At 65.0% G+C, this 19084-nt stretch carries 17 protein-coding genes; 7 read left to right on the forward strand and 10 right to left on the reverse strand.

Annotated elements, in window-relative coordinates; all coding sequences use genetic code 11:
- Positions 1-15: 15 nt before the first annotated feature.
- From ACZ50Q_RS15570 to ACZ50Q_RS15605, 8 genes are all read right to left on the reverse strand, one after another.
- Entirely contained in the window at positions 16-1122 is a 1107-nt protein-coding gene (locus ACZ50Q_RS15570; RefSeq protein ID WP_464078898.1) for a KpsE/RkpR family capsule polysaccharide export protein, read from the reverse strand.
- Between the two features lie 246 nt (positions 1123-1368).
- Positions 1369-2967 (reverse strand): LTA synthase family protein, encoded by a 1599-nt coding sequence (locus ACZ50Q_RS15575; protein ID WP_464078899.1) that lies wholly within the window; start codon positions 2965-2967, stop codon positions 1369-1371.
- Positions 2960-3778, reverse strand: coding sequence for an SDR family NAD(P)-dependent oxidoreductase (locus tag ACZ50Q_RS15580; RefSeq protein WP_464078900.1), 819 nt, complete (start codon positions 3776-3778; stop codon positions 2960-2962). Before ACZ50Q_RS15580 ends, ACZ50Q_RS15575 begins: the two co-directional genes overlap by 8 nt.
- 380 nt (positions 3779-4158) lie before the next feature.
- The gene (locus ACZ50Q_RS15585) at positions 4159-4659 is read right to left on the reverse strand and encodes a Dps family protein (protein ID WP_063954941.1); all 501 of its coding nucleotides are present in this window, start codon (positions 4657-4659) and stop codon (positions 4159-4161) included.
- A gap of 154 nt (positions 4660-4813) precedes the next feature.
- Positions 4814-5764 carry a LysR substrate-binding domain-containing protein gene (locus ACZ50Q_RS15590; RefSeq protein ID WP_076521001.1) on the reverse strand — a complete coding sequence of 317 codons (951 nt, stop codon included), beginning with the start codon at positions 5762-5764 and terminating at the stop codon, positions 4814-4816.
- 79 nt (positions 5765-5843) lie between these two features.
- Positions 5844-7934, reverse strand: a complete 2091-nt coding sequence (gene recG / locus ACZ50Q_RS15595) for an ATP-dependent DNA helicase RecG (protein ID WP_464078901.1) — start codon at positions 7932-7934, stop codon at positions 5844-5846.
- 39 nt (positions 7935-7973) lie between these two features.
- Positions 7974-8360, reverse strand: coding sequence for a Rid family detoxifying hydrolase (locus ACZ50Q_RS15600; RefSeq protein ID WP_076521003.1), 387 nt, complete (start codon positions 8358-8360; stop codon positions 7974-7976).
- Positions 8361-8456: 96 nt separating this feature from the next.
- A complete protein-coding gene (locus tag ACZ50Q_RS15605) occupies positions 8457-9383 on the reverse strand; it encodes a LysR family transcriptional regulator (protein ID WP_464078902.1) in 927 nt (308 codons plus the stop codon).
- A 95-nt stretch (positions 9384-9478) separates the two neighbouring features.
- On the opposite strand from ACZ50Q_RS15605, the gene ACZ50Q_RS15610 reads away from it, so the two are divergent.
- Genes ACZ50Q_RS15610 through ACZ50Q_RS15620 form a run of 3 tightly spaced genes read left to right on the forward strand, consistent with a single transcriptional unit; the run spans position 9479 to position 12217 of the window.
- A complete protein-coding gene (locus ACZ50Q_RS15610) occupies positions 9479-10837 on the forward strand; it encodes an acyclic terpene utilization AtuA family protein (protein ID WP_092575710.1) in 1359 nt (452 codons plus the stop codon).
- Positions 10834-11217, forward strand: a complete 384-nt coding sequence (locus tag ACZ50Q_RS15615) for an AtuA-related protein (RefSeq protein ID WP_092575707.1) — start codon at positions 10834-10836, stop codon at positions 11215-11217. Before ACZ50Q_RS15610 ends, ACZ50Q_RS15615 begins: the two co-directional genes overlap by 4 nt.
- 37 nt (positions 11218-11254) lie before the next feature.
- Positions 11255-12217, forward strand: coding sequence for a Bug family tripartite tricarboxylate transporter substrate binding protein (locus ACZ50Q_RS15620; protein WP_464078903.1), 963 nt, complete (start codon positions 11255-11257; stop codon positions 12215-12217).
- A gap of 138 nt (positions 12218-12355) precedes the next feature.
- On the opposite strand, the gene ACZ50Q_RS15625 is transcribed toward ACZ50Q_RS15620, so the two are convergent.
- The gene (locus tag ACZ50Q_RS15625) at positions 12356-13132 is read right to left on the reverse strand and encodes a ferredoxin--NADP reductase (protein WP_076521008.1); all 777 of its coding nucleotides are present in this window, start codon (positions 13130-13132) and stop codon (positions 12356-12358) included.
- A gap of 341 nt (positions 13133-13473) precedes the next feature.
- Here ACZ50Q_RS15625 and ACZ50Q_RS15630 point away from each other — a divergent pair, with 341 nt between their 5' ends.
- The 3 genes from ACZ50Q_RS15630 to ACZ50Q_RS15640 all read left to right on the forward strand — a co-directional run bounded on the left by ACZ50Q_RS15630 (position 13474) and on the right by ACZ50Q_RS15640 (position 17115).
- Positions 13474-14517: a Fe(3+) ABC transporter substrate-binding protein gene (locus tag ACZ50Q_RS15630; protein ID WP_092575701.1), complete on the forward strand. Its 1044-nt coding sequence runs from the start codon at positions 13474-13476 to the stop codon at positions 14515-14517.
- A 145-nt stretch (positions 14518-14662) separates the two neighbouring features.
- Positions 14663-16333, forward strand: a complete 1671-nt coding sequence (locus ACZ50Q_RS15635) for an ABC transporter permease (RefSeq protein ID WP_464078904.1) — start codon at positions 14663-14665, stop codon at positions 16331-16333.
- A 5-nt stretch (positions 16334-16338) separates the two neighbouring features.
- Positions 16339-17115 (forward strand): ABC transporter ATP-binding protein, encoded by a 777-nt coding sequence (locus ACZ50Q_RS15640; protein ID WP_464078905.1) that lies wholly within the window; start codon positions 16339-16341, stop codon positions 17113-17115.
- Positions 17116-17169: 54 nt separating this feature from the next.
- Here ACZ50Q_RS15640 and ACZ50Q_RS15645 read toward each other — a convergent pair whose 3' ends face one another.
- Positions 17170-18144 (reverse strand): Bug family tripartite tricarboxylate transporter substrate binding protein, encoded by a 975-nt coding sequence (locus ACZ50Q_RS15645; RefSeq protein ID WP_464078906.1) that lies wholly within the window; start codon positions 18142-18144, stop codon positions 17170-17172.
- A 207-nt stretch (positions 18145-18351) separates the two neighbouring features.
- On the opposite strand from ACZ50Q_RS15645, the gene ACZ50Q_RS15650 reads away from it, so the two are divergent.
- Entirely contained in the window at positions 18352-19083 is a 732-nt protein-coding gene (locus tag ACZ50Q_RS15650; protein WP_464078907.1) for an SDR family NAD(P)-dependent oxidoreductase, read from the forward strand.
- The last annotated feature ends 1 nt before the right edge of the window (position 19084 follow it).

Genomic DNA, 19084 nt, shown 5'->3' on the forward strand with positions numbered 1-19084 from the left:
TTTTTTTAGCGGGAATTAATCGCGATGGTCTTCGATCGTCGCAATGACGAAGCGGGCGATGCCATACAGCATCAGGAGCGCAAGAAACAGGGTTACCAGGCCGTAGATTCTCTCGGGATAAATAGCCCGATCAGGTACATTGGGCGAGACCACTCTGACCAGACTCCGCAATTTCTTGCTGGCCTCGATGCGAGCAGATTCAACCGAGCTGACGGCAAACTTGTAGGCCTCTTCCGCAATTGCGGCATCGATCGTCAGATTGCGATATCGGGATGCAACCACATTGAGCCGGTCGCCGTCCTTATGCGAAACCAGTCGTTGTGTCTCGGCCGCAAGTTGTTGCTCCAGGGCGCGAATACGATTGCGCTGCTGCCGTACCTGCGGCGTATCGGAGCTCAATGTTCCGGTAAGCCCCTTCAAAGCGGTGCGTTCTTTTGTGAGATTGGCTTCCAACTCCGCAATAATTTCGGCTCGCGCCTTAGCGGTCGCCTCGGCATCCAGCAGATTATTGCTGCTTTGAAATTTCAGCATGTCTTCGCGACGCTCTTCATAGGCTGAGCGAGCTTTCGCCAATTCGCTTTGCGCGAACGCCATCTGCTCCCGGGCCATCCGGTGCGACAGTTCATTCACAAACCTCTCGCTTTCCCCGAGCATAACCTTCAGGGCTTCTTCGGCGAACTTGGGATCAAATGCTTGAACGCGGACACTCAACAGGCCTGTCTGCTCATCAAAATGCGCATCGACCATGCGTTGGTAGTATTCAAGCAGATCCTCGCGTTGCGCGTCCCTGGACAACCAGTAGAACGGATCTTGCCAGCGCCCTGCATAGTGAGAAGACCAATTCAGCTTTTGCTGAAGCACGTTCAGCATATCTTGGGAGGTCAGAAACTCTCGCAAATAAAGCGTTTCCTCCCTGGATGTCGGATTCAGACCACTCAACATGACGGCCAATCCCGGCATCTGGGGTGCTTCATTATTTCCAACCTGCCTTACTGCGACCTGCGCCATGCTCACATAGCGGTCAAGCGCGAAAAAGCTGTAATACGCGACTGCCAGAATGAGGGGTACTCCGACGATCCATAAAAACAGGCGCTTGGATTTTAGTTGTTCGAAATTCATCATCTAATGTTGTAGGGCACTACAAACTGCAGCAAATTATTTTAAAAATATTGCAGGACGCGTGCGTCCACAGGTCATCACTCGACTCAGCGTCAGGATTGTACGCCAACGAGGAAAATGGCCGTTACACACACTGGCTCAAACACGTCCACACTCTGCATTTTATGTCTAAATGTCACTACATATATCTTAATGTATCGCGGCGCCCTTGAGAAGTTTAATAACACCAGGCTTTCGATAAAAACGTGGCTAACCCGCCATGACCTCCGCGATTTTCAGATACGCATTTCCCAGCAGGGCCACATCCTGGGGCGCCGCACTTTGACGTGAAGCAGGTCTGTCTGACCGCCAGATCACGTAGTCAGTGGTGCCGTCCGGCACACCAATCTCCCGATATACGTCTGGCATGATGGGTACGTGATCACCGAAAATGCACAACACAGACGACGCTTTACGCGCCAGCAAACATTCTCGCAAGTCTCCAAACATCGCGTCTGCATTTCGTAGGTGCCGGCAATAGGTCACCAAGTCCTGCCCTCCTGCCGGCATCGAACCTTGAAGCACATCCGCGACCTTGCCTGGAATTACATTTTCCAAATGCAACGGACCATGGTTCTCCATCGTGATCACGTGTAAATAAAGGGGTCGGATCGATTTTTCTTTCAATATGGAAGCAATATGCGCCCCCAACGCCCGATCGCCCACATAAGGGCCATCATGTTTGGAATTTTGAAATGCTTCAATTCCGATAAACTCATCAAAGCCCAATAACGGCAGAGCTTTGTCGCGGCGATAAAAAGACCGATGGTAAGGATGCACGCAGACGGTCCGATACCCGAGCGATTTCAGGTATGACGCCATCGTGGGAAATTCCTGCGCAGCAAGCCTGCGATATGGGTTGTATTGATGAATACCGAGGACATCCATACCCATGCCCGCAAGAAACGCGAATTCTGTGCGCACGGTATTGGCGCCCCAAGCAGCGACTTTCAGTTGCCCATGCATGGAGGCTTCGGACTTGAGCAGGTCGAAATTTGCCAACACATCCTGCCGCATTACGCGTGGATAGGCGCGTCTAGCGTCGAAGAACGACTCGCTTTGGACCACAACAAGGTCAGGCAGCGGATTGGGCAACACGTCTGGGGGTTTGGCCGACGCGAACGGCGCCTGGCCGCGCAAGGCGTCCGTACGCTGCCGCTCGCTACGGCCGTATGCCCAGAGTACGCCCACCATGCCGAGCCGCTGCAAATCCTCCGAGGCATCGAAGGTGACGGGATTGCGGCTGCCAACCACCATGGCGAGGGCCAATCCTGCGGCTGCGAGGCCGAAGGCATGCACAAAAAACAGCACGACCGGCGCCGTAGGATCGAACATATGCTCCTGCGGCAAGTCGGCAAACGACACCAGCCACAGCCCGGCGCCCGCTGTGACCGAGTCTTCCAGCGCCAATCCCGCCCACAACGCGGCACCGTAACCTCCCCCGGCAGCCAGCGCTCGTGCCAAGCCGAAAAAAGGCAGGTACAGCCGCGGATGCTTGATCGCATCGGTGAAGTATTCAAAGTCCGGATAAACGAACGGTTCACGCAATGCGCGGTACTTCGCGTTGCTGACCAGCACAATCAACAGCTGGATGGCTAACACGTTGGCTACGCCGAAGTACGGCCGCCGGAATAGCGCAAGTTCCAAAGCAAACGCCAGCGTCCACACCCCCACATGCACGCCGATCGCGGCCGCAGGCCGGCGCCATGGGGCGACCGGACGCGGCGTCAGCAACGTCTCGACTACCCACGACAGCACCAACCCAATCAAATACGGCGGCAGCAGCGGTATCCAGAAAGCCTCAATCACCGTAACCCAGCCTTCTCAAGATCCATCCAGACACCGCGGGATGGATCACCGACAGCAAAAAGCACCCCAGATTCAAGGGAAACGGGAAGCTGATCCGGGCACGGTTCACCTGCAGTCCACGTCGGATGACTCGGGCTGCCTTTTCCGGCTTCCACAGGAATGGCTTGGGGCCGGGCATGTCGAAGCACATCTGGGACTCGACATACCCCGGCATGATGACGTTGAACCGGACACCTTCAGCGGCCAACGCATCGCGCATGGCCTCGCCGTAGACTTTTACGGCAGCCTTGCTGGCGCTGTAGCTGGGGGTTTCCGGCAGGCCGCGCCAGGCGGCCAGCGAACTGACCAGTGCGATCTGGCCGTGACCGCGCGCGCGCATGGAGGGCAACACGCCGTGCACGGTGGCGAACACGGCCTTGACGTTGACGTCGAGCAGGCGGTGCACGTCCTGCCACGCCTCGCCCTGTTGTTGCTCGCCGGTATTGATGTTGACGCCCGCATTGGCGATGACGAGTTCCGGCATGTCGGCTTCGCAGGCGGCCGACAACCACGTCATCAGCGCCTCGTGGTCGCGCACGTCGAGTTCTTGCGTGACGACACGCGCGCCGTGGGCTTGGCAGGCTGCACTCAACTCGCTCAGGCGCGCAGCGTTGCGGCCCTGCAAAATGAGAGTCCGGGTGCCGCCGGCCGCGTACTCTAACGCCAAGGCCCCGCCTATGCCGCCAGTCGCTCCAGTAATCAGCACACAACTCGGGAAACCAGGTTCACGGACTTCACTGCTACTGCTACTGCTACTGCTACTGCTACTCATGACCTGCCTGGTTGGGGATGAAGGGGCCGCGACGGATGACGGCGCAGCGCGGCCGTGGCGGCGCTTGTGCCGGCTCGCATGTCCGTCAGAGACCGGGCGAAGGCGCGCGGCGACAGGCGGGACTGGGCGCTAGAGGATGGAACGGCTTGGGGGGGTAGGTCTTTGGCTTGCTGCGACAGGATGCACAGCGACGCGCGGAGCCAACGCAACGAATGCGCGGAGCAAGAGATGGTGGCAGAAGATGGCGTCTGGGGCGTTAACTGTGGCACGTCGCATAGACATGGCCGCCTCTCGGCGGCCATTGTCAGTGTTCACAAAGTCCGGTCGTCGCCCTTGACGGGTGCGACGGCCGGCTATTGTAAGCGAACTACGAATTGAATTTACTGCAGCAGGCTGCGCAGCATCCACGCGTTCTTTTCATGCACGTCCAGACGCTGCGTGAGCAGGTCGGCCGTGGGCTGGTCGTTGGCGGCGTCGGCCTTTTCGAAGGCGGCGCGGGCGGTCTTGGCGACCGATTCATTGCCGTCGACCAGCAGGCGCACCATTTCCAGCGCGTCCGGCACGGAGTCCGGCTCGGCGATGGACGACAGCTTGGCGTATTCGCGGTAGGTGCCCGGCGCATAGTGGCCCAGGGCGCGGATGCGCTCGGCGATGCTGTCCAGCGCGTTCCATTCTTCGGTGTACTGCGTCATGAACATCAGATGCAGCGTGTTGAACATGGGGCCGGTGACGTTCCAGTGGAAGTTGTGCGTCATCAGGTACAGCGTGTACGAATCAGCCAGCAGCTTGGACAGTTCGCCTGCGACCGCGGCGCGGTCCTTGTCCGAAATACCGATGTTGATGCGCGGAACGCTCGAGGTCTTCTTGGTGGACTTGGCCATTGCTAGCTCCTATGGAAAAAGGCGGGAATAAGAATACCACTGCAAACACGACAGAACGGGCGTTGTCGCGGGCCCGATCTCAAGATGGCCTGCGACCGTTTGACGCGGCGCAAAAAACCATCGCGCTGACGAATACGGGTGCAGTCACGCGTGGTCAGTCCTGCATGGCCGCGGCTTCGCCAGCCAGCATCTTCACACCCGGCAGCTCGCATTCGTAGACGGCCTGCGCCAGCGCCTCGATCGCGGCCAGGCGCGGGAAGCTGCGGCGCCAGGCAAGCACCACGCGGCGTTCGGGCACCTGGCCGTCGAAAGGCAGGTACCGCAGCAGGCTGTTGGCGGGCGGATGTTCGGGCACGGCGGTGACCGGCAGCACGGTGACGCCGATGCCGGCGGCGACCATGTGGCGGATGGTTTCCAGGGAGGAGCCTTCGAAGGTGCGCTGGATGCCGTCGCTGGCGGCCGAAAAGCGCGACAGCTCGGGACAGACCTCCAGGACCTGGTCGCGGAAGCAATGCCCGCTGCCCAGCAGCAGCATGGTCTGCTGTTTCAGGTCTTGCGCGTCGATGGACTTGCGCTGGGCCAGTTCATGGTCGTTGGGCACGGCGACGACGAAGGGTTCGTCGTAGAGCGGCTGCATGACCAGGCCGGCTTCGGGCAGCGGCAAGGCCATGATGGCGCAGTCGATTTCGCCCTGGCGCAGCAGTTCCACGAGACGGACGGTGAAGTTCTCTTGCAGCAGCAGCGGCATCTGCGGCGTGCGGCTGATCTGCACGGGCACCAGCTTGGGCAGCAGGTAGGGCCCGATGGTGTGGATGACGCCGACGCGCAGCGGGCCGGCCAGCGGGTCGTGGCCCTGCCTGGCGATTTCCTTGATGCTTGCGCTCTCCTCCAGCACCTTCTGCGCCTGCGCGACGATGCGCTGGCCGATGGGCGTTACGCCGACCTCGGAGCCGCCGCGTTCGAACAGCGTCACGCCCAGTTCGTCCTCCAGCTTGCGGATGGCGACCGACAACGTCGGCTGGCTGACGAAACAGGCTTCGGCCGCGCGGCCAAAATGCCGCTCGCGGGCGACGGCGACGATGTACTTCAGTTCGGTGAGAGTCATGGTGGACTGCGCCCCCGGGGTTACGCGCCGGCCCCGTGGCCGGTGCTTGAGGATTCAAGGTGGTGGTCGGGCCGCATGATCAGGTCCGCAGAAAGTCTTCGCGGCCGCGCATCCAGCGGGCCAGATGCGCCTCGACGGCGGCGGGATGTTCTGCGCGCAGCCAGACGGCGGCGTCGCGCGCGTCTTCGGCGATCGCGGCGTCCGTTTCCAGGTCGGCAAAGCGCAGCAGCGCCATGCCCGACTGGCGCGTGCCAAGGAATTCTCCCGGGCCGCGCTGCTCCAGATCGCGCCGCGCGATCTCGAAGCCGTCCGAGGTTTCGAACATGGCGCGCAGACGTTCGCGCGCCACCTGGGACAGCGGCGTCTGGTAGAGCAGGACGCAGACGGACTCTGCCGTGCCGCGCCCTACCCGGCCACGCAACTGATGCAATTGAGCCAGGCCGAAACGCTCGGCGTGTTCGATCACCATCAGCGAGGCGTTCGGGACGTCCACGCCGACTTCGATGACGGTGGTGGCGACGAGCAGGTCGATGTCGCCGTCGCGAAAGGCCTGCATGACCGCGGCCTTCTCGGCCTGCGGCAGGCGGCCATGCACGAGGCCGATCCGCAGGTCCGGCAGGTCGGTTCGCATGCCTTCGTAGGTGTCGACGGCGGTTTGCAGTTCGAGGGCCTCGCTCTCCTCGACCAGCGGACAGACCCAATAGGCCTGCTGCCCGCCGCGCGCGGCCTGGGCGATGTGGGCGATGACTTCTTCGCGGCGCGCGTCGGAGACCAGCTTGGTGACCACGGGGCTGCGTCCGGGCGGCAATTCGTCGATCACGGAGACGTCCAGGTCGGCGAAGAAGGTCATGGCCAGGGTGCGCGGGATGGGGGTGGCGCTCATGTTGAGCTGGTGCGGCACGATGCGGCCGCGCACGGTCTCGCCTTTGCGTGTCAGCGCGAGGCGCTGGCCCACGCCGAAGCGATGCTGTTCGTCCACGATGGACAGGCCAAGCCGATGGAACTCGACATGGTCCTGGATCAGGGCCTGGGTGCCCACCACGAGCTGCACGCTGCCGTCGGCGGCCGCGGCGGCGGCTTCGCGCCGCGCCTTGGCGGTGAGACTGCCGCTCAGCCAGGCGACGTTCACGCCCAGCGGCTGCAGCCAGGACACGAGTTTGCGAAAGTGCTGCTCGGCCAGGATTTCGGTGGGCGCCATCAGCGCGACCTGCGCGCCGCCCGCGATGGCCTGCGCGGCCGCGATGGCCGCTACCACGGTCTTGCCGCTGCCCACGTCGCCCTGCAGGAGGCGATGCATGGGATACGGCTTGGCAAGGTCCGCGGAAATTTCCTGCACGACGCGCTGTTGCGCGCCCGTCAGCTTGAACGGCAGGGCCTCGTAGAGCCGGGCGACCAGGCCGCCGCCCCCCGTCTGCGCGGGCAGCGCCTCTGCTTCCTTGATGCGGCGCGCCGCGCGCGCGGCCGCCAGCGAAAGCTGCTGCGCGAGCAATTCGTCGAACTTGATCCGGCGCCATGCGGGGTGCACGCGGTCGAGCAAGGCCTGTTCCGATTCACCCTGCGCTGGGGTGTGCAATGCGCGGATCGCGGGTTCGAAGGGCGGCAGGTCGTAGAGTGCGCGCGCCTCGTCGGGCAGCGTGTCGGACAGGTCCGCCCGGTCCAGCGCCTGCGCGATGGCGCGGCGCAGGGTCGGCTGGGGCAGCCCTTCGGTGGTGGGATAGACGGGCGTCAGCGCGGTCGGCAGCGGCGAGTCCGCGCTGGTCAGCCGCGGATGGACCATTTCGCGGCCGAAGAGGCCGCCGCGCACTTCGCCGCGGGCGCGCAGCCGCTTGCCCACGGTGACTTGCTTTTGTTGGCTGGGATAGAAGTTCAGCCAGCGCAATTGCAGTTCGCCGCTGTCGTCCACCAGCGTGGCGGTGAGCTGGCGCCGGGGCCGGTACAGGACCTCGGACTTGGTGATTTCGCCTTCGACCTGGCCGGCAAAGCCGGGCCGCAGCGCGCTGATGGGGATGACGCGTGTTTCGTCTTCGTAGCGCAGCGGCAGGTGCAGCACGAAGTCCTCGGGCAGCACCAGGCCCAGGTTACGAAGCTTGCGCTCCGTATCCGTCATCGGTTTGCCGGCGCCGTTCTTGTCGGCGCCGGTGCGTTTGGAGGCCACTGCTGCGGCCGGCATGTAGGAACGAACCCCTGGAATGAAACGTCCGGGCGCGTCTTACAGGACCATGATGGCTTCGACTTCGAACTGCGCGCCCTTGGGCAGGCTGGCCACGCCGATGGTGGAGCGCGCCGGGAACGGCTGAGGGATGATCTCGGCCATGATGGCGTTGGCCGCCGTGAACTTGCCCAGGTCGGTCAAAAACAGCGTGAGCTTGACCACGTTGTCCAGCGTACCGCCTGCTGCCTTGATGACCTCCTGCATGTTGGCGAAAGCCTGACGCACCTGGGCGTCGAAGTTTTCGGATACCAGGTCGCCGGTGCCCGGCTCCAGGCCGATCTGGCCCGAGAGATAGACGGTCTTGGTGCCGCTGACGGCAACCGCTTGCGAGTAAGGGCCGACGGCAGCGGGCGCGGCGTCGGTATGAATGATTTGCTTGCTCATGGGCGGAATCCTTCTGGTGACGGATAGAAGCTACAACTATCGGAGTTTAATCAGCAATAGACGTTTGCGAAAGTGGCGGTTCGCCGTATAGATGGGTTAGGACGGGTCGTGCGCCACGGGCCGATGGCCCGCGCCGCCGATGTCCCCCCGGTGCGCAATCAGCAGGTCGGCGAGCGCCTGCGCCGCCACGGACAGGCTGCGGCCCTTGCGCCGCACGAGGTACAGGGGCCGGGTCAGCGCGCGGCCCGCCAGCGGCACGACGCGCAGGTCCTCGCTGCGGAAATGGAACAGCGTCATGGCGGGCACGACCGATACGCCCAGGCCGGCGCGCACCAATCCGGTGACCGTGGCCAGGTGTTCCACCTCGAAGACCGGCAGCGGGGCCTCGGCGCCCAGCGCTTCGTCCAGATGTTTGCGCACACTGCTGCCGCGCGCAAGCTGGATCAGGGGATGGCGCAGGACGTCGCGCAGCCGCACCCGCGGTTGTTGCGCCAGGGGATGGTCCGCGCGGCAGACCAGGAAATAGCGGTCGGCGTGCAGGAATTCGCTGTCCAGGTCCGTCATATCAGGACGGCGCGAGGCCACGGCAAAGTCGACCACCCCGTTTTGCACCATGTCCAGGCAGGGATCGAGCAAGGCGTCGCGCAGGTCCAGCACGATGCCCGGATGCGCCTGCTTGAAGCGCGCCAGCAGGGTCGGCAGCCAGCCGGCGGCCAGCGAGGGCAGCGCGGCCAGTGTCACCCTGCCCCGGCGGCGGTCGGCCAGGTCGCGCAGGTCGCCCATGGCCAGGTCCATGTCCGCCAGCAGGCGGCGCGCCGAAGCGTCCAGCACCCGTCCTTCGGCGGTCAGTTCGACGTGGCGCGTGCTGCGGTCGAAAAGCCGCAGGCCGGCGCTGTCTTCGAGCGATCGGATCAGCGCGCTGAACGCCGGTTGGGTCAGGTGGCAGCGCTGCGCGGCGCGGGTGAAGTGCTTTTCATCGGCAAGCGCCACGAAGGCACGCAATTGGCGAGAGGATAGATTCATGGCTTTCTTGGATTAATCGATCCGATTTTTCTATTTTACGGATGATCGCGGCTTGCCTATAGTCGTTCCAACCCTGAACGCGTCTGGACCCGCTCATGTCTCAACCTCCCCTGCTCATAGGCTGCGCCTCCGGATTCTCCGGCGACCGCAGCGACGGCGCCGCTGCCGTGGTCCGCACCCTTGCCGCCCGCGGCGGCGGCACCCTGATTTTTGAGACGCTGGCCGAGCGGACGCTGGCGCTGGCGCAACTGGCGCGCAATGACGATCCCAACCGCGGCTATGAGCCGCTGCTGGACGAGCTGGTCGGCCCGATATTGGCCGATTGCCTGCGCCATGGCATCAACATCGTCAGCAATTTCGGCGCGGCCAATCCGCCCGCCGCCGCAAGACGCATCGCCGAACTGGCGCGCGAACAGGGCCTGCCCGTCCCGCGCATCGCGGTCGTGCATGGCGACGCGCTCAATGGGCCCGAACATCGCGCCCTACTCAAAGAGCGCCTGGGCGCCGCGCTGGACGGCCTGGACATCGTGAGCGCCACTGCCTATCTGGGCGCCGCGGAAATTGCGCAGGCCTTGTCCGCCGGCGCGCAGATCGTGGTGGCGGGGCGCGTGGCCGACCCGTCGCTGACCCTGGGACCGGCGCTGGCCCATTTCGGCTGGGATCCCGCCGACTGGCCGCGGCTGGGGCGCGCCACCATGGCGGGCCACATGCTCGAATGCGGCTTGCAGGTCACCGGGGGCTATTTCTGCGTGCCGGGGCTCAAGGAGGTGCCGGACGTGCACGCCGCGGGCTTTCCGATCGCCGAGATCCAGGCCGATGGCGAGTTCGTGATCGGCAAGGCCGAGGGCACGGGCGGCGCTGTCGACGCGCGCACCGTCAAGGAACAACTGCTGTACGAAGTCCATGATCCCGCGCGCTATCTGACGCCGGACGTGGTCGCCGACCTGAGCCAGGCGCGCGTGGTCGAGCTGGGCGGCAACCGCGTCGCGGTCCACGGCATCACGGGCCATGCGCGGCCCGACGAATTGAAGGTCAACGTCTGCTATCGCGGGGGGTGGCTGGCCGAGGCCGAGATCTCGTACGCGGGCGTGCAGGCCGAGGCCCGCGCCCGGCTCGCCGCCGACATCGTGCAAAAGCGCCTGGGCGCCGATTACAAGTTGCGCGCCGACCTGATCGGCGCCATCAGCATCCTGGGCGACGACGCGGGCGCGATGCGGCGCGCAACGCCCGACAGCCACGCCCGCGACGTGCGGCTACGCCTGGCGACGGAAAACGCCGACCGCGCCCAGGCCGAGCGCGTGCTGCGCGAGGTGACCGCGCTCTATACCTGCGGTCCGGCCGGCGGCGGCGGCGTGCGCACCGCCTTGCGCCCGCGTCTGAACATGATGTCCTGCACCATTCCCCGCGAGGCCGTCCGGAGCGGCTGGAATTTCCTGGAGGAAATCGCGCCATGACCCAGACTTTGCTCGCTGTGCCGTTGTACCGGTTGGCCCATGGCCGCTCCGGCGACAAGGGCGACATTTCGAACCTGAGCCTGATCGCCTGGGACGCCGAATGCTATGACGTGCTGGCCGAGCAGGTGACCGAATCGCGCGTGGCGCAATGGTTTGCCTATCGCCATCCGAAGCGGGTCACCCGCTACGCCCTGCCGATGCTGAACGCCATGAATTTCGTGCTGGAGGGCGTCCTGGACGGCGGCGTCAACGATGCCTTGAACCTCGACACGCACGGCAAGAGCCTGTCTTTCAGATTGCTGGACATGACGGTGGAGGTCAGCCCCGAGCTGGCGAGCCGGCTGCCAGACATACCCGGCGACCGCCCCGCGGCCGCCTGACTGCAGTTCCGATAAGAAAACACCACAGGAGACACACATGCGCATTGCTACCAAGGGCCGGCTGGCCCTGCTGCTGGCCGCCGCCCTGCCCCTTTCGGCCATGGCGCAATTCCCCGCCAAGCCCATCACCTTCATCGTGCCGTTCGCGGCGGGCAGCGCCACCGACCAGATCGGTCGGGCCGTCGGCCAGGGCGTCACGGACCAGACCGGCCAGGCCGTCGTCATCGAGAACAAGCCCGGCGCCAGCGCCATGATCGGCGCGGCGGCGGGCGCGCGCGCCACGCCGGACGGCTACACGGTGCTGATCACCACCAACACCACGCACGCCGCCAACGAACATCTCTACAAATCGCTGACCTACGATCCGGTCAAGGACTTTGCCCCCCTCACGTTGCTGGGCAAGGGCGGCCAGATCATGGTGGTCAATCCCAGTTCGTCCGCCAAGACGGTGGGCGAGTTCCTGGCCCTGGCCAAGCAGTCGCCGGGCAAGCTGAGCTTTGGCAGCGGCAGTTCCAGCAGCCGCATCGCGGGTGAGCTGCTGCAGCAGATGGCGAACGTGCAGTTGCTGCACGTGCCCTACAAGAGCAACCCGCTGGCCGTCACGGACCTGCTGGGCGGGCAGATCGACATGATGATCACCGATTCGGCCACCGGCCTGCCCCAGGTCAAGTCCGGCAAGCTGCGCGCGCTTGGCGTGACGGGCCAGGCACGCTCGCCGCTGGCGCCGGACGTACCCACCATCGCCGAAGCCGGCGTGCCAGGCTACGAGATGGGCTATTGGTTCGCCGCCTATGCGCCGGCCGGCACGCCGCCCGATGTGGTCAAGCGCCTGAACGAATTGCTGGTCAACGCCACCAAGGGCAAGGCCGCCCAACAGTTCTACGCCCAGACCGGCACCGAGGCCGCCACGTCGACCCCGGACGAGCTGGCGAAGTTCCAACAAGCCGAATCCAGGAAGTGGGGCGACATCATCAAGAAGGCCGGCATCCAGCCGGAATGAACCCCGCGCCGTGCGCCATCGGCGCACAAGGCAAAAAACAAATGGCAAAAGGCCCATCACGATTGCGATGGGCCTTTTTTTGCGACTGTCGTTGCGACTGACGTCAGGACGTTGTCCGGCCGACGTAGCCGCAGCGAGTTATTTGTCCACGAAGGCGCGTTCGACGACGTAATCGCCCGGCTGACCCACGCCCGGCGACACCACGAAGCCGCGGCTGTCGAGCATGGCGCTGATGTCGGCCAGCATATGCGGGCTGCCGCAGATCATGGCGCGATCGGTTTCGGGGTTGATCTGCGGAATGCCGATATCGGCGCACAGCTTGCCGTTTTCGAGCAGTTCGGTGATTCGGCCCTGGTTGCGGAAGGGCTCGCGCGTGACCGTGGGGTAATAGACCAGCTTGTCGCGCACGACGTCGCCGAAGAACTCGTTGTTCGGCAGCTCGTTTTCGATGTAGTTGGCGTAGGCCAGCTCGCTGACCCAGCGCACGCCGTGCACCAGGATGACCTTGTCGAAGCGTTCGTAGACGTCCGGGTCCTTGATGATGCTCATGAAAGGCGCGAGACCCGTGCCGGTGCCGAACAGGAACAGGTGCTTGCCGGGCTTGAGGTCGTCGACGACCAGCGTACCCACGGGCTTGCGGCTGACGAGGATGGTGTCGCCTTCTTTCAGATGCTGCAGCCGCGAGGTCAGCGGACCGTTCTGCACCTTGATGCTGAGGAATTCAAGGTTTTCTTCGTAGTTGGCGCTGGCGATGCTGTAGGCCCGCAGCAGCGGCTTGCCTTCGACTTCGAGGCCGATCATCACGAAGTGGCCATTGTGGAACCGCAAGGCCGCGTCACGCGTCGTGGTGAAGGAGAACAGGGTGTCGTTCCAGTGGTGCACGCTAAGTACGCGCTCAGTGTTGAAAGCAGCCATGTCGTATTCAGTAAGTGCGGACAGTGGACGGGCATGGCCCGGCTGGCGCCGCGAGGTCATTTCCCGGCCGCGGAAAAGGACGCGGCGGGCATTAGGGTTGACCCTATTCTACAGGGTCTCGATGATAACTGCTCTCATTATTCCGTAATACCCTTATTCCATCTTGATAGGAATCAAGGTCCTGAATCATCGGCTTACGGACAGTTGAACGGCGCATTGCTTCCTGTTATCGTCGCACTCTCACTTGATAATCATTTTCGTTAGCAGACCGTTTTGGCAACGGCGACGGGCAACCGATTCCGCCAAGCCATTTTCGTTTCAGCCTGAGCTGGAGTTCCTTCATGACCAAGCGTCCCCAATTGAATTCGCTGCTGCGCGCCCTGGCGCTCGCCGGCGCCGCCGCCTTCACCGTTTCGGCCAACGCCGCGGAAGAAGTCAGCCTCTACACCACCCGGGAACCCAAGCTGATCCAGCCGCTGCTGGACGCCTTCACCAAGGAAAGCGGCATCAAGGTCAACACCGTTTTCGTCAAGGACGGCCTGTTGGAGCGCGTCAAGGCTGAAGGCGCCAAGTCGCCCGCCGACGTGCTGATGACCGTGGACATCGGCAACCTGCTCGACCTCGTGGACGGCGGCGTCACGCAATCCGTCAAGTCGCAGACGCTGGAATCGGTCATCCCCGCCAACCTGCGCGGCGCCGACGGCAAGTGGTACGCGCTGTCGCTGCGCGACCGCGTGCTGTACGTGGAAAAGGACCTCAAGCTGGAGTCCTTCCGCTACGAAGACCTGGCCGATCCCAAATGGAAGGGCAAAGTCTGCATCCGTTCGGGCCAGCATCCCTACAACACCGCGCTGGTCGCCTCGATGATCGCGCACGACGGCGCCGAAGCCACCGAGAAATGGCTGCGCGGCGTCAAGGCCAACCTGGCCCGCAAGGCCGCCGGCGGCGACCGCGACGTGGCGCGCGACATCCTGGGTGGCATCTGCGACATCGGCCTGGCCAATGCCTACTACGTCGGCCACATGAAGAACGCCGAACCGGGCACCGACGCACGCAAGTGGGGCGACGCCATCAAGGTCATCCGCCCGACCTTCGCCAACGCCAAGAGCGGCGGCACGCACGTGAACATCAGCGGCGCGGCCGTGGCGGCGCATGCGCCCAACAAGGCCAACGCGGTCAAGCTGCTGGACTTCCTGGTGTCCGAGCCGGCGCAGGCCCTGTATGCGCAGGCCAACTATGAATACCCCGTCCGCAAGGGCGTGAAGCTGGATCCGGTCGTCGCAAGCTTCGGCGAACTGAAGGTCGATCCCCTGCCCCTGACCGAGATCGCAAAGCACCGCAAGCAAGCCAGCGAACTTGTGGACAAGGTCGGCTTCGACAACTGATAAGCTGCCGGGCAGCCATGCCCACGGGCATGGCGCAACCCTGCGGCAGTGACACGCAAGCGCCCCGGCAGCGGGGCCACGCGTAGGGCCTGTTCCCGCTTTTCGGGGGAACAGGCCTTGCCTTTGATGCAACCGACTTTGAAGCATGCATACAGATTCCTTGCCCCGGCCGCTGCGGCTGCGCTGGTCTGAACGCGGAACCGGCTGGCTGGCCGGCGCGGCCCTGATCGCGCTGGCGGTGCTTGCGCCGGTATTGACGCTGGGCTGGTGGGCGCTGGGCGGCAGCCTGGAACACTGGCAGCACCTGGCGAGCTACGTGCTGCCCCAAGCCCTCGCGAACACCGCCCTGCTGCTTGCCGGCGTCGGCATCGTGGTGACGCTGCTGGGCACCGGCGCCGCGTGGTTGGTCACGGCGTACGACTTTCCCACGCGCCGGATCCTCACCTGGGCCCTGCTGCTGCCGCTGGCGGTGCCCACCTACATCATCGCCTTCGCCTATCTGGACCTGCTGCATCCCATCGGCCCCATCCAGTCCGCGATCCGCGCGCTGCTGGGCTACGACAGCCCCCGCCAGTTCCGCCTGCCCGACCTGCGCTCGATCTACGGCGCGATCTTCGTGCTGGGCTTCGTGCTGTATCCCTATGTCTACCTGAGCACCCGCGTCATGTTCATGACGCAGGCGGCCAGTCTGCTCGAAGCGGCGCGCACGCTGGGCGCGGGCCGCGTCGCGGTGTTCTGCCGCGTCGCCCTGCCCCTGGCGCGGCCGGCCATCGTGGTCGGCGTGAGCCTTGCGCTGCTGGAGACGCTGAACGACATCGGCGCGTCCGAGTTCCTGGGCGTGCAGACGCTGACCGTCTCCGTCTACACCACCTGGGTCACGCGATCCGACCTGGCGGGCGCGGCGCAGATCGCGCTGACCATGCTGGCCATCGTCATCGGACTGATCCTGCTGGAACGCCATGGCCGCAAGCGGCAGCGCTATGCCAACACGCAGCGCATGCGGCCGATGCAGCCGCGCCGGCTGCACGGCGCGTCCGCCGCGGTCGCGGTCGTGCTGGGCTGGATTCCGGTGCTGCTGGGGTTCGCCGCGCCCGCGCTGTATCTCGTGGTGGAAACCTACAAGCGCCTGCACCTGGTGGGCGGCGTGTCCGACCAGTTGATCCGCGGCCTGAGCAACACCGTGATCGTCGCCTCCAGCGCCACGGTCGTGACCTTGCTGTGCGGCCTGATCGTCGCCTGGGCCGGCCGCAGCCTGCGCGAAAGCGCCAGCTTCAATCCGGGGCGCGCCTGCGCGCGCATCGCCAGCCTGGGCTACGCCGTGCCCGGCACCGTCCTGGCCATTGGCCTGTTGACGCCGTTCGTGTGGATCGACACCGCGGTCGCGCGCCTCTTCGGCGGCACCGGGCTGTTCCTGATGGGTTCCATGGGCGCGCTTGTGTGCGCGTATGCGATCCGCTTCCTGGCCATTTCAACCGGCGCGCTCGAAGCGGGGCTGGCGCGCATTCCGCCTTCGCTGGAGCAGGCTTCCCGCCTGCTGGGCGAGACCTCCGCTGGCACGTTGCGCCGCGTCCACTTGCCGCTGCTGCGCCCCGCGCTGGCCGCCAGCGCGCTGCTGGTGTTCGTCGATGCCATGAAGGAACTGCCCGCGACCCTGCTGCTGCGCCCCATGAACTTCGACACGCTCGCCACCTGGCTCTACGCGGAAGCCGCGCGCGGCACGTATGAGGAAGGCGCCGTGGCGGCCCTGGCCATCGTGCTGGCCGGTCTGTTGCCGGTCATCCTGCTGGCGCGCACCAATCTGAAAATGGGACATTGATCATCGTGCCCGATCTGCTTGAAATCGACCACATCTCCCTGGCCTACGACACGCCTGCCGGCCTGAAGCCGATCGTCCAGGACCTGTCGCTCGGCCTGCCCGCCGGCCACATCGGCTGCCTGCTGGGCGAATCGGGCTGCGGCAAGACCACGGTGCTGCGCGCGATCGCCGGCTTCGAGCCGGTGCGCGCGGGCCGCATCCTGCTGGACGGCGTCGTCATCTCTTCGCCCACCGAACAGGTCGCGCCGGAGCTGCGCCGCGTGGGCATGATGTTCCAGGACTATGCCTTGTTCCCGCACCTCACCGTCGCGCAGAACGTGGCGTTCGGACTGCGCAAGCTGCCGCGTCCCGAGCGCGCGCGCCGCGTCGAGGAAATGCTGGAGCTGGTGGGCCTGGCGCATGCCGCGAACAGCTATCCGCACGAGATCTCCGGCGGCCAGCAGCAGCGCGTGGCGCTGGCCCGTGCGCTGGCGCCCTCGCCCGACCTGCTGCTGCTGGACGAACCGTTTTCCAACCTGGACGTGGACACGCGCGAGCGCCTGGCCTTCGAGGTGCGCGAAATCCTGAAGACGACCGGCCACACCGCGATCCTGGTGACGCACAACCAGGCCGAGGCCTTCGCCATCGCCGACCGCATCGGCATCATGGCCAAGGGCCGCATCGCGCAATGGGACACGCCCTATAACCTGCACCATCATCCTGCCGACGCCTTCGTGCGCGACTTCATCCGTCGCGAGGCGCTGGAAGAGCAGCGGGAACAGGCGCTGGCGCGCGGCCGCTAGCCCCGCCACGGGCGGGACCCTCGGCCGTTGAGCGGCCGGGGTCCCGCCCGCCCATCAGTCCGCCGACAGCTTGACCTTTTGCGACAAGGCCTTGAAGGCCTCGTGCTGGCTTTGCGTCAGGCGCTCGACTTCCTGCGGCGTGGAGCCGTAGGGCATGAACCCGGCCTTTTCCAGCTTGTCCTTCACGTCCGGCATGGCGAGCGCCGCCTGAAAGGCGTCGCTCAGGGCGCGGGTGACCTCGGGCGACATGCCGGCCGGCCCGTAGACCGCGAACCACGGATCCACCACGGCGCCCGAATAGCCCAGCTCGGCCAGCGTCGGCACGTCCGGCAGCGCCGGCGCACGCTTGCTGCCGGTGACGGCCAACGCGCGGACCTTGCCTGCCTGGATGTGCGGCAGCGATGCGGGCAGGTTGTCGAACATCACCGGCAGGTGCCCGCCCAGCAGGTCATTGAGCGCCTGCGCGCTGCCCTTGTAGGGCACGTGCTGCATGCCGGCCCCGGTCTGTTGGTCGAACATCACGCCTGCGAGGTGCATCGAGGTGCCCGTGCCCGGCGTGCCGTAGGCGGTGCCCGGATGCGTCTTGGCGTAGGCGATCAGGTCCTTGACGCTGTCCACCTTGACCGACGGCCCGACCTCCAGGACCACGGACGACGCCCCCAGCATGCTGATGCCGGTGAAATCCCGGGTCGGGTCGAAGGGCATCTTCGGATATACGAAAGGATTCAGCGCGTTCGTGGAGATGGCGCCAAAGCCGATCACGTAGCCGTCCGGGGCCGCCTTGGCCACCGCGTCCATGCCGATATTGCCGCCCGCGCCGGGACGGTTCTCGACGATCACGGGCTGTCCGAGCTTCTCGGCCACTTTCTGGCCCGCAGTGCGCGCGACCAGATCGGTCGTCCCGCCGGCGGTGTACGGCACGATGAAGGTAATGGGCTTGGCCGGGTAGCCCGCGGCGTGCGCCGGCGCGATCTGGCTCAACGCCAGCGCGGCCAGGCCGCGCAGCGCATTCTTGGTGTGGCGATGCATGTTGTCTCCGTCCCGTTTGTCGTTATGCACGGGTAGCGCATCTTATCGCCGGACGGCCCGTTCGCACAGCGGCGAGCGCCGCTTGTTCCGCCAGGTATCAATTCATGTTCCGGCGCGGGCGTTTATCGCCGGCGCGCGCGCTCCTATAGTTCGTCTCACTGTCTGAGCGCGCAGGCACCCTTCACATGCCAGAACCGGAGTATTGAAATGTCCAACAAGACCGTAGTGATCACGGGCGCGTCCAGCGGGATCGGATTCGCCCTGGCGCAGGCCTATCTGCGCCGAGGCGACAACGTGGTGGGCAACGCCCGCAGCCAGGAAGGGCTCGCCGCGGCGGCCGACCGCCTGGGCAATCCCGCCAGCTTTCTTCCCGTCGCCGGCGACATCGCGCTCGCCGGCACGGCCCGCGAGATCGTGCGCCAGGCCATCGCGGGCTTTGGCCGGATCGATGTGCTGATCAACAACGCCGGCATCTTCATCCCCAAGCCCTTGGGCGAGTACACCGACGACGACCTGGACCGCATCATCGACACCAACCTGAAGGGCTTTTTCCATATCACCCAACAGGCGGCGGGCCACATGGCCGAAAACCGCGACGGCCACATCGTGAACATCACGGCCAGCATTGCGCTGCAGCCCAGCATGCGCGTGCCGGCGTTGCTGCCCGTGCTGATCAAGGGCGGCCTGAATCACGCGACGCGGGCGCTGGCAATCGAACTGTCGGACCGGAATATCCGCGTCAATGCGGTGGCGCCCGGCATCATCGAGACGCCGATGCACGATCCCGCCACGTTCGGCTTCCTGAACTCGCTGCAGCCCGCGGGCCGCATGGGCAAGGTGGACGACATCGTCGGGGCGGTCTTATACCTGACGGATTCGGCCTACACCACGGGCGCCATCCTGCCCGTGGACGGCGGCGCCGCGGCCGGCCACTGGTAAA

The organism is Achromobacter sp. T5-5 (genome assembly GCF_055397965.1).

Excerpts from the sequence above, each read along its gene's own strand:
- ACZ50Q_RS15570 (WP_464078898.1), bottom strand. The coding sequence starts at position 1,122 with ATGATGAATTTCGAACAACTAAAATCCAAGCGCCTGTTTTTATGGATC.
- ACZ50Q_RS15580 (WP_464078900.1), bottom strand. The coding sequence starts at position 3,778 with ATGAGTAGCAGTAGCAGTAGCAGTAGCAGTAGCAGTGAAGTCCGTGAA.
- ACZ50Q_RS15585 (WP_063954941.1), bottom strand. The coding sequence starts at position 4,659 with ATGGCCAAGTCCACCAAGAAGACCTCGAGCGTTCCGCGCATCAACATC.
- ACZ50Q_RS15590 (WP_076521001.1), bottom strand. The coding sequence starts at position 5,764 with ATGACTCTCACCGAACTGAAGTACATCGTCGCCGTCGCCCGCGAGCGG.
- recG (WP_464078901.1), bottom strand. The coding sequence starts at position 7,934 with ATGCCGGCCGCAGCAGTGGCCTCCAAACGCACCGGCGCCGACAAGAAC.
- ACZ50Q_RS15600 (WP_076521003.1), bottom strand. The coding sequence starts at position 8,360 with ATGAGCAAGCAAATCATTCATACCGACGCCGCGCCCGCTGCCGTCGGC.
- ACZ50Q_RS15605 (WP_464078902.1), bottom strand. The coding sequence starts at position 9,383 with ATGAATCTATCCTCTCGCCAATTGCGTGCCTTCGTGGCGCTTGCCGAT.
- ACZ50Q_RS15610 (WP_092575710.1), top strand. The coding sequence starts at position 9,479 with ATGTCTCAACCTCCCCTGCTCATAGGCTGCGCCTCCGGATTCTCCGGC.
- ACZ50Q_RS15615 (WP_092575707.1), top strand. The coding sequence starts at position 10,834 with ATGACCCAGACTTTGCTCGCTGTGCCGTTGTACCGGTTGGCCCATGGC.
- ACZ50Q_RS15620 (WP_464078903.1), top strand. The coding sequence starts at position 11,255 with ATGCGCATTGCTACCAAGGGCCGGCTGGCCCTGCTGCTGGCCGCCGCC.
- ACZ50Q_RS15625 (WP_076521008.1), bottom strand. The coding sequence starts at position 13,132 with ATGGCTGCTTTCAACACTGAGCGCGTACTTAGCGTGCACCACTGGAAC.
- ACZ50Q_RS15630 (WP_092575701.1), top strand. The coding sequence starts at position 13,474 with ATGACCAAGCGTCCCCAATTGAATTCGCTGCTGCGCGCCCTGGCGCTC.
- ACZ50Q_RS15635 (WP_464078904.1), top strand. The coding sequence starts at position 14,663 with ATGCATACAGATTCCTTGCCCCGGCCGCTGCGGCTGCGCTGGTCTGAA.
- ACZ50Q_RS15645 (WP_464078906.1), bottom strand. The coding sequence starts at position 18,144 with ATGCATCGCCACACCAAGAATGCGCTGCGCGGCCTGGCCGCGCTGGCG.
- ACZ50Q_RS15650 (WP_464078907.1), top strand. The coding sequence starts at position 18,352 with ATGTCCAACAAGACCGTAGTGATCACGGGCGCGTCCAGCGGGATCGGA.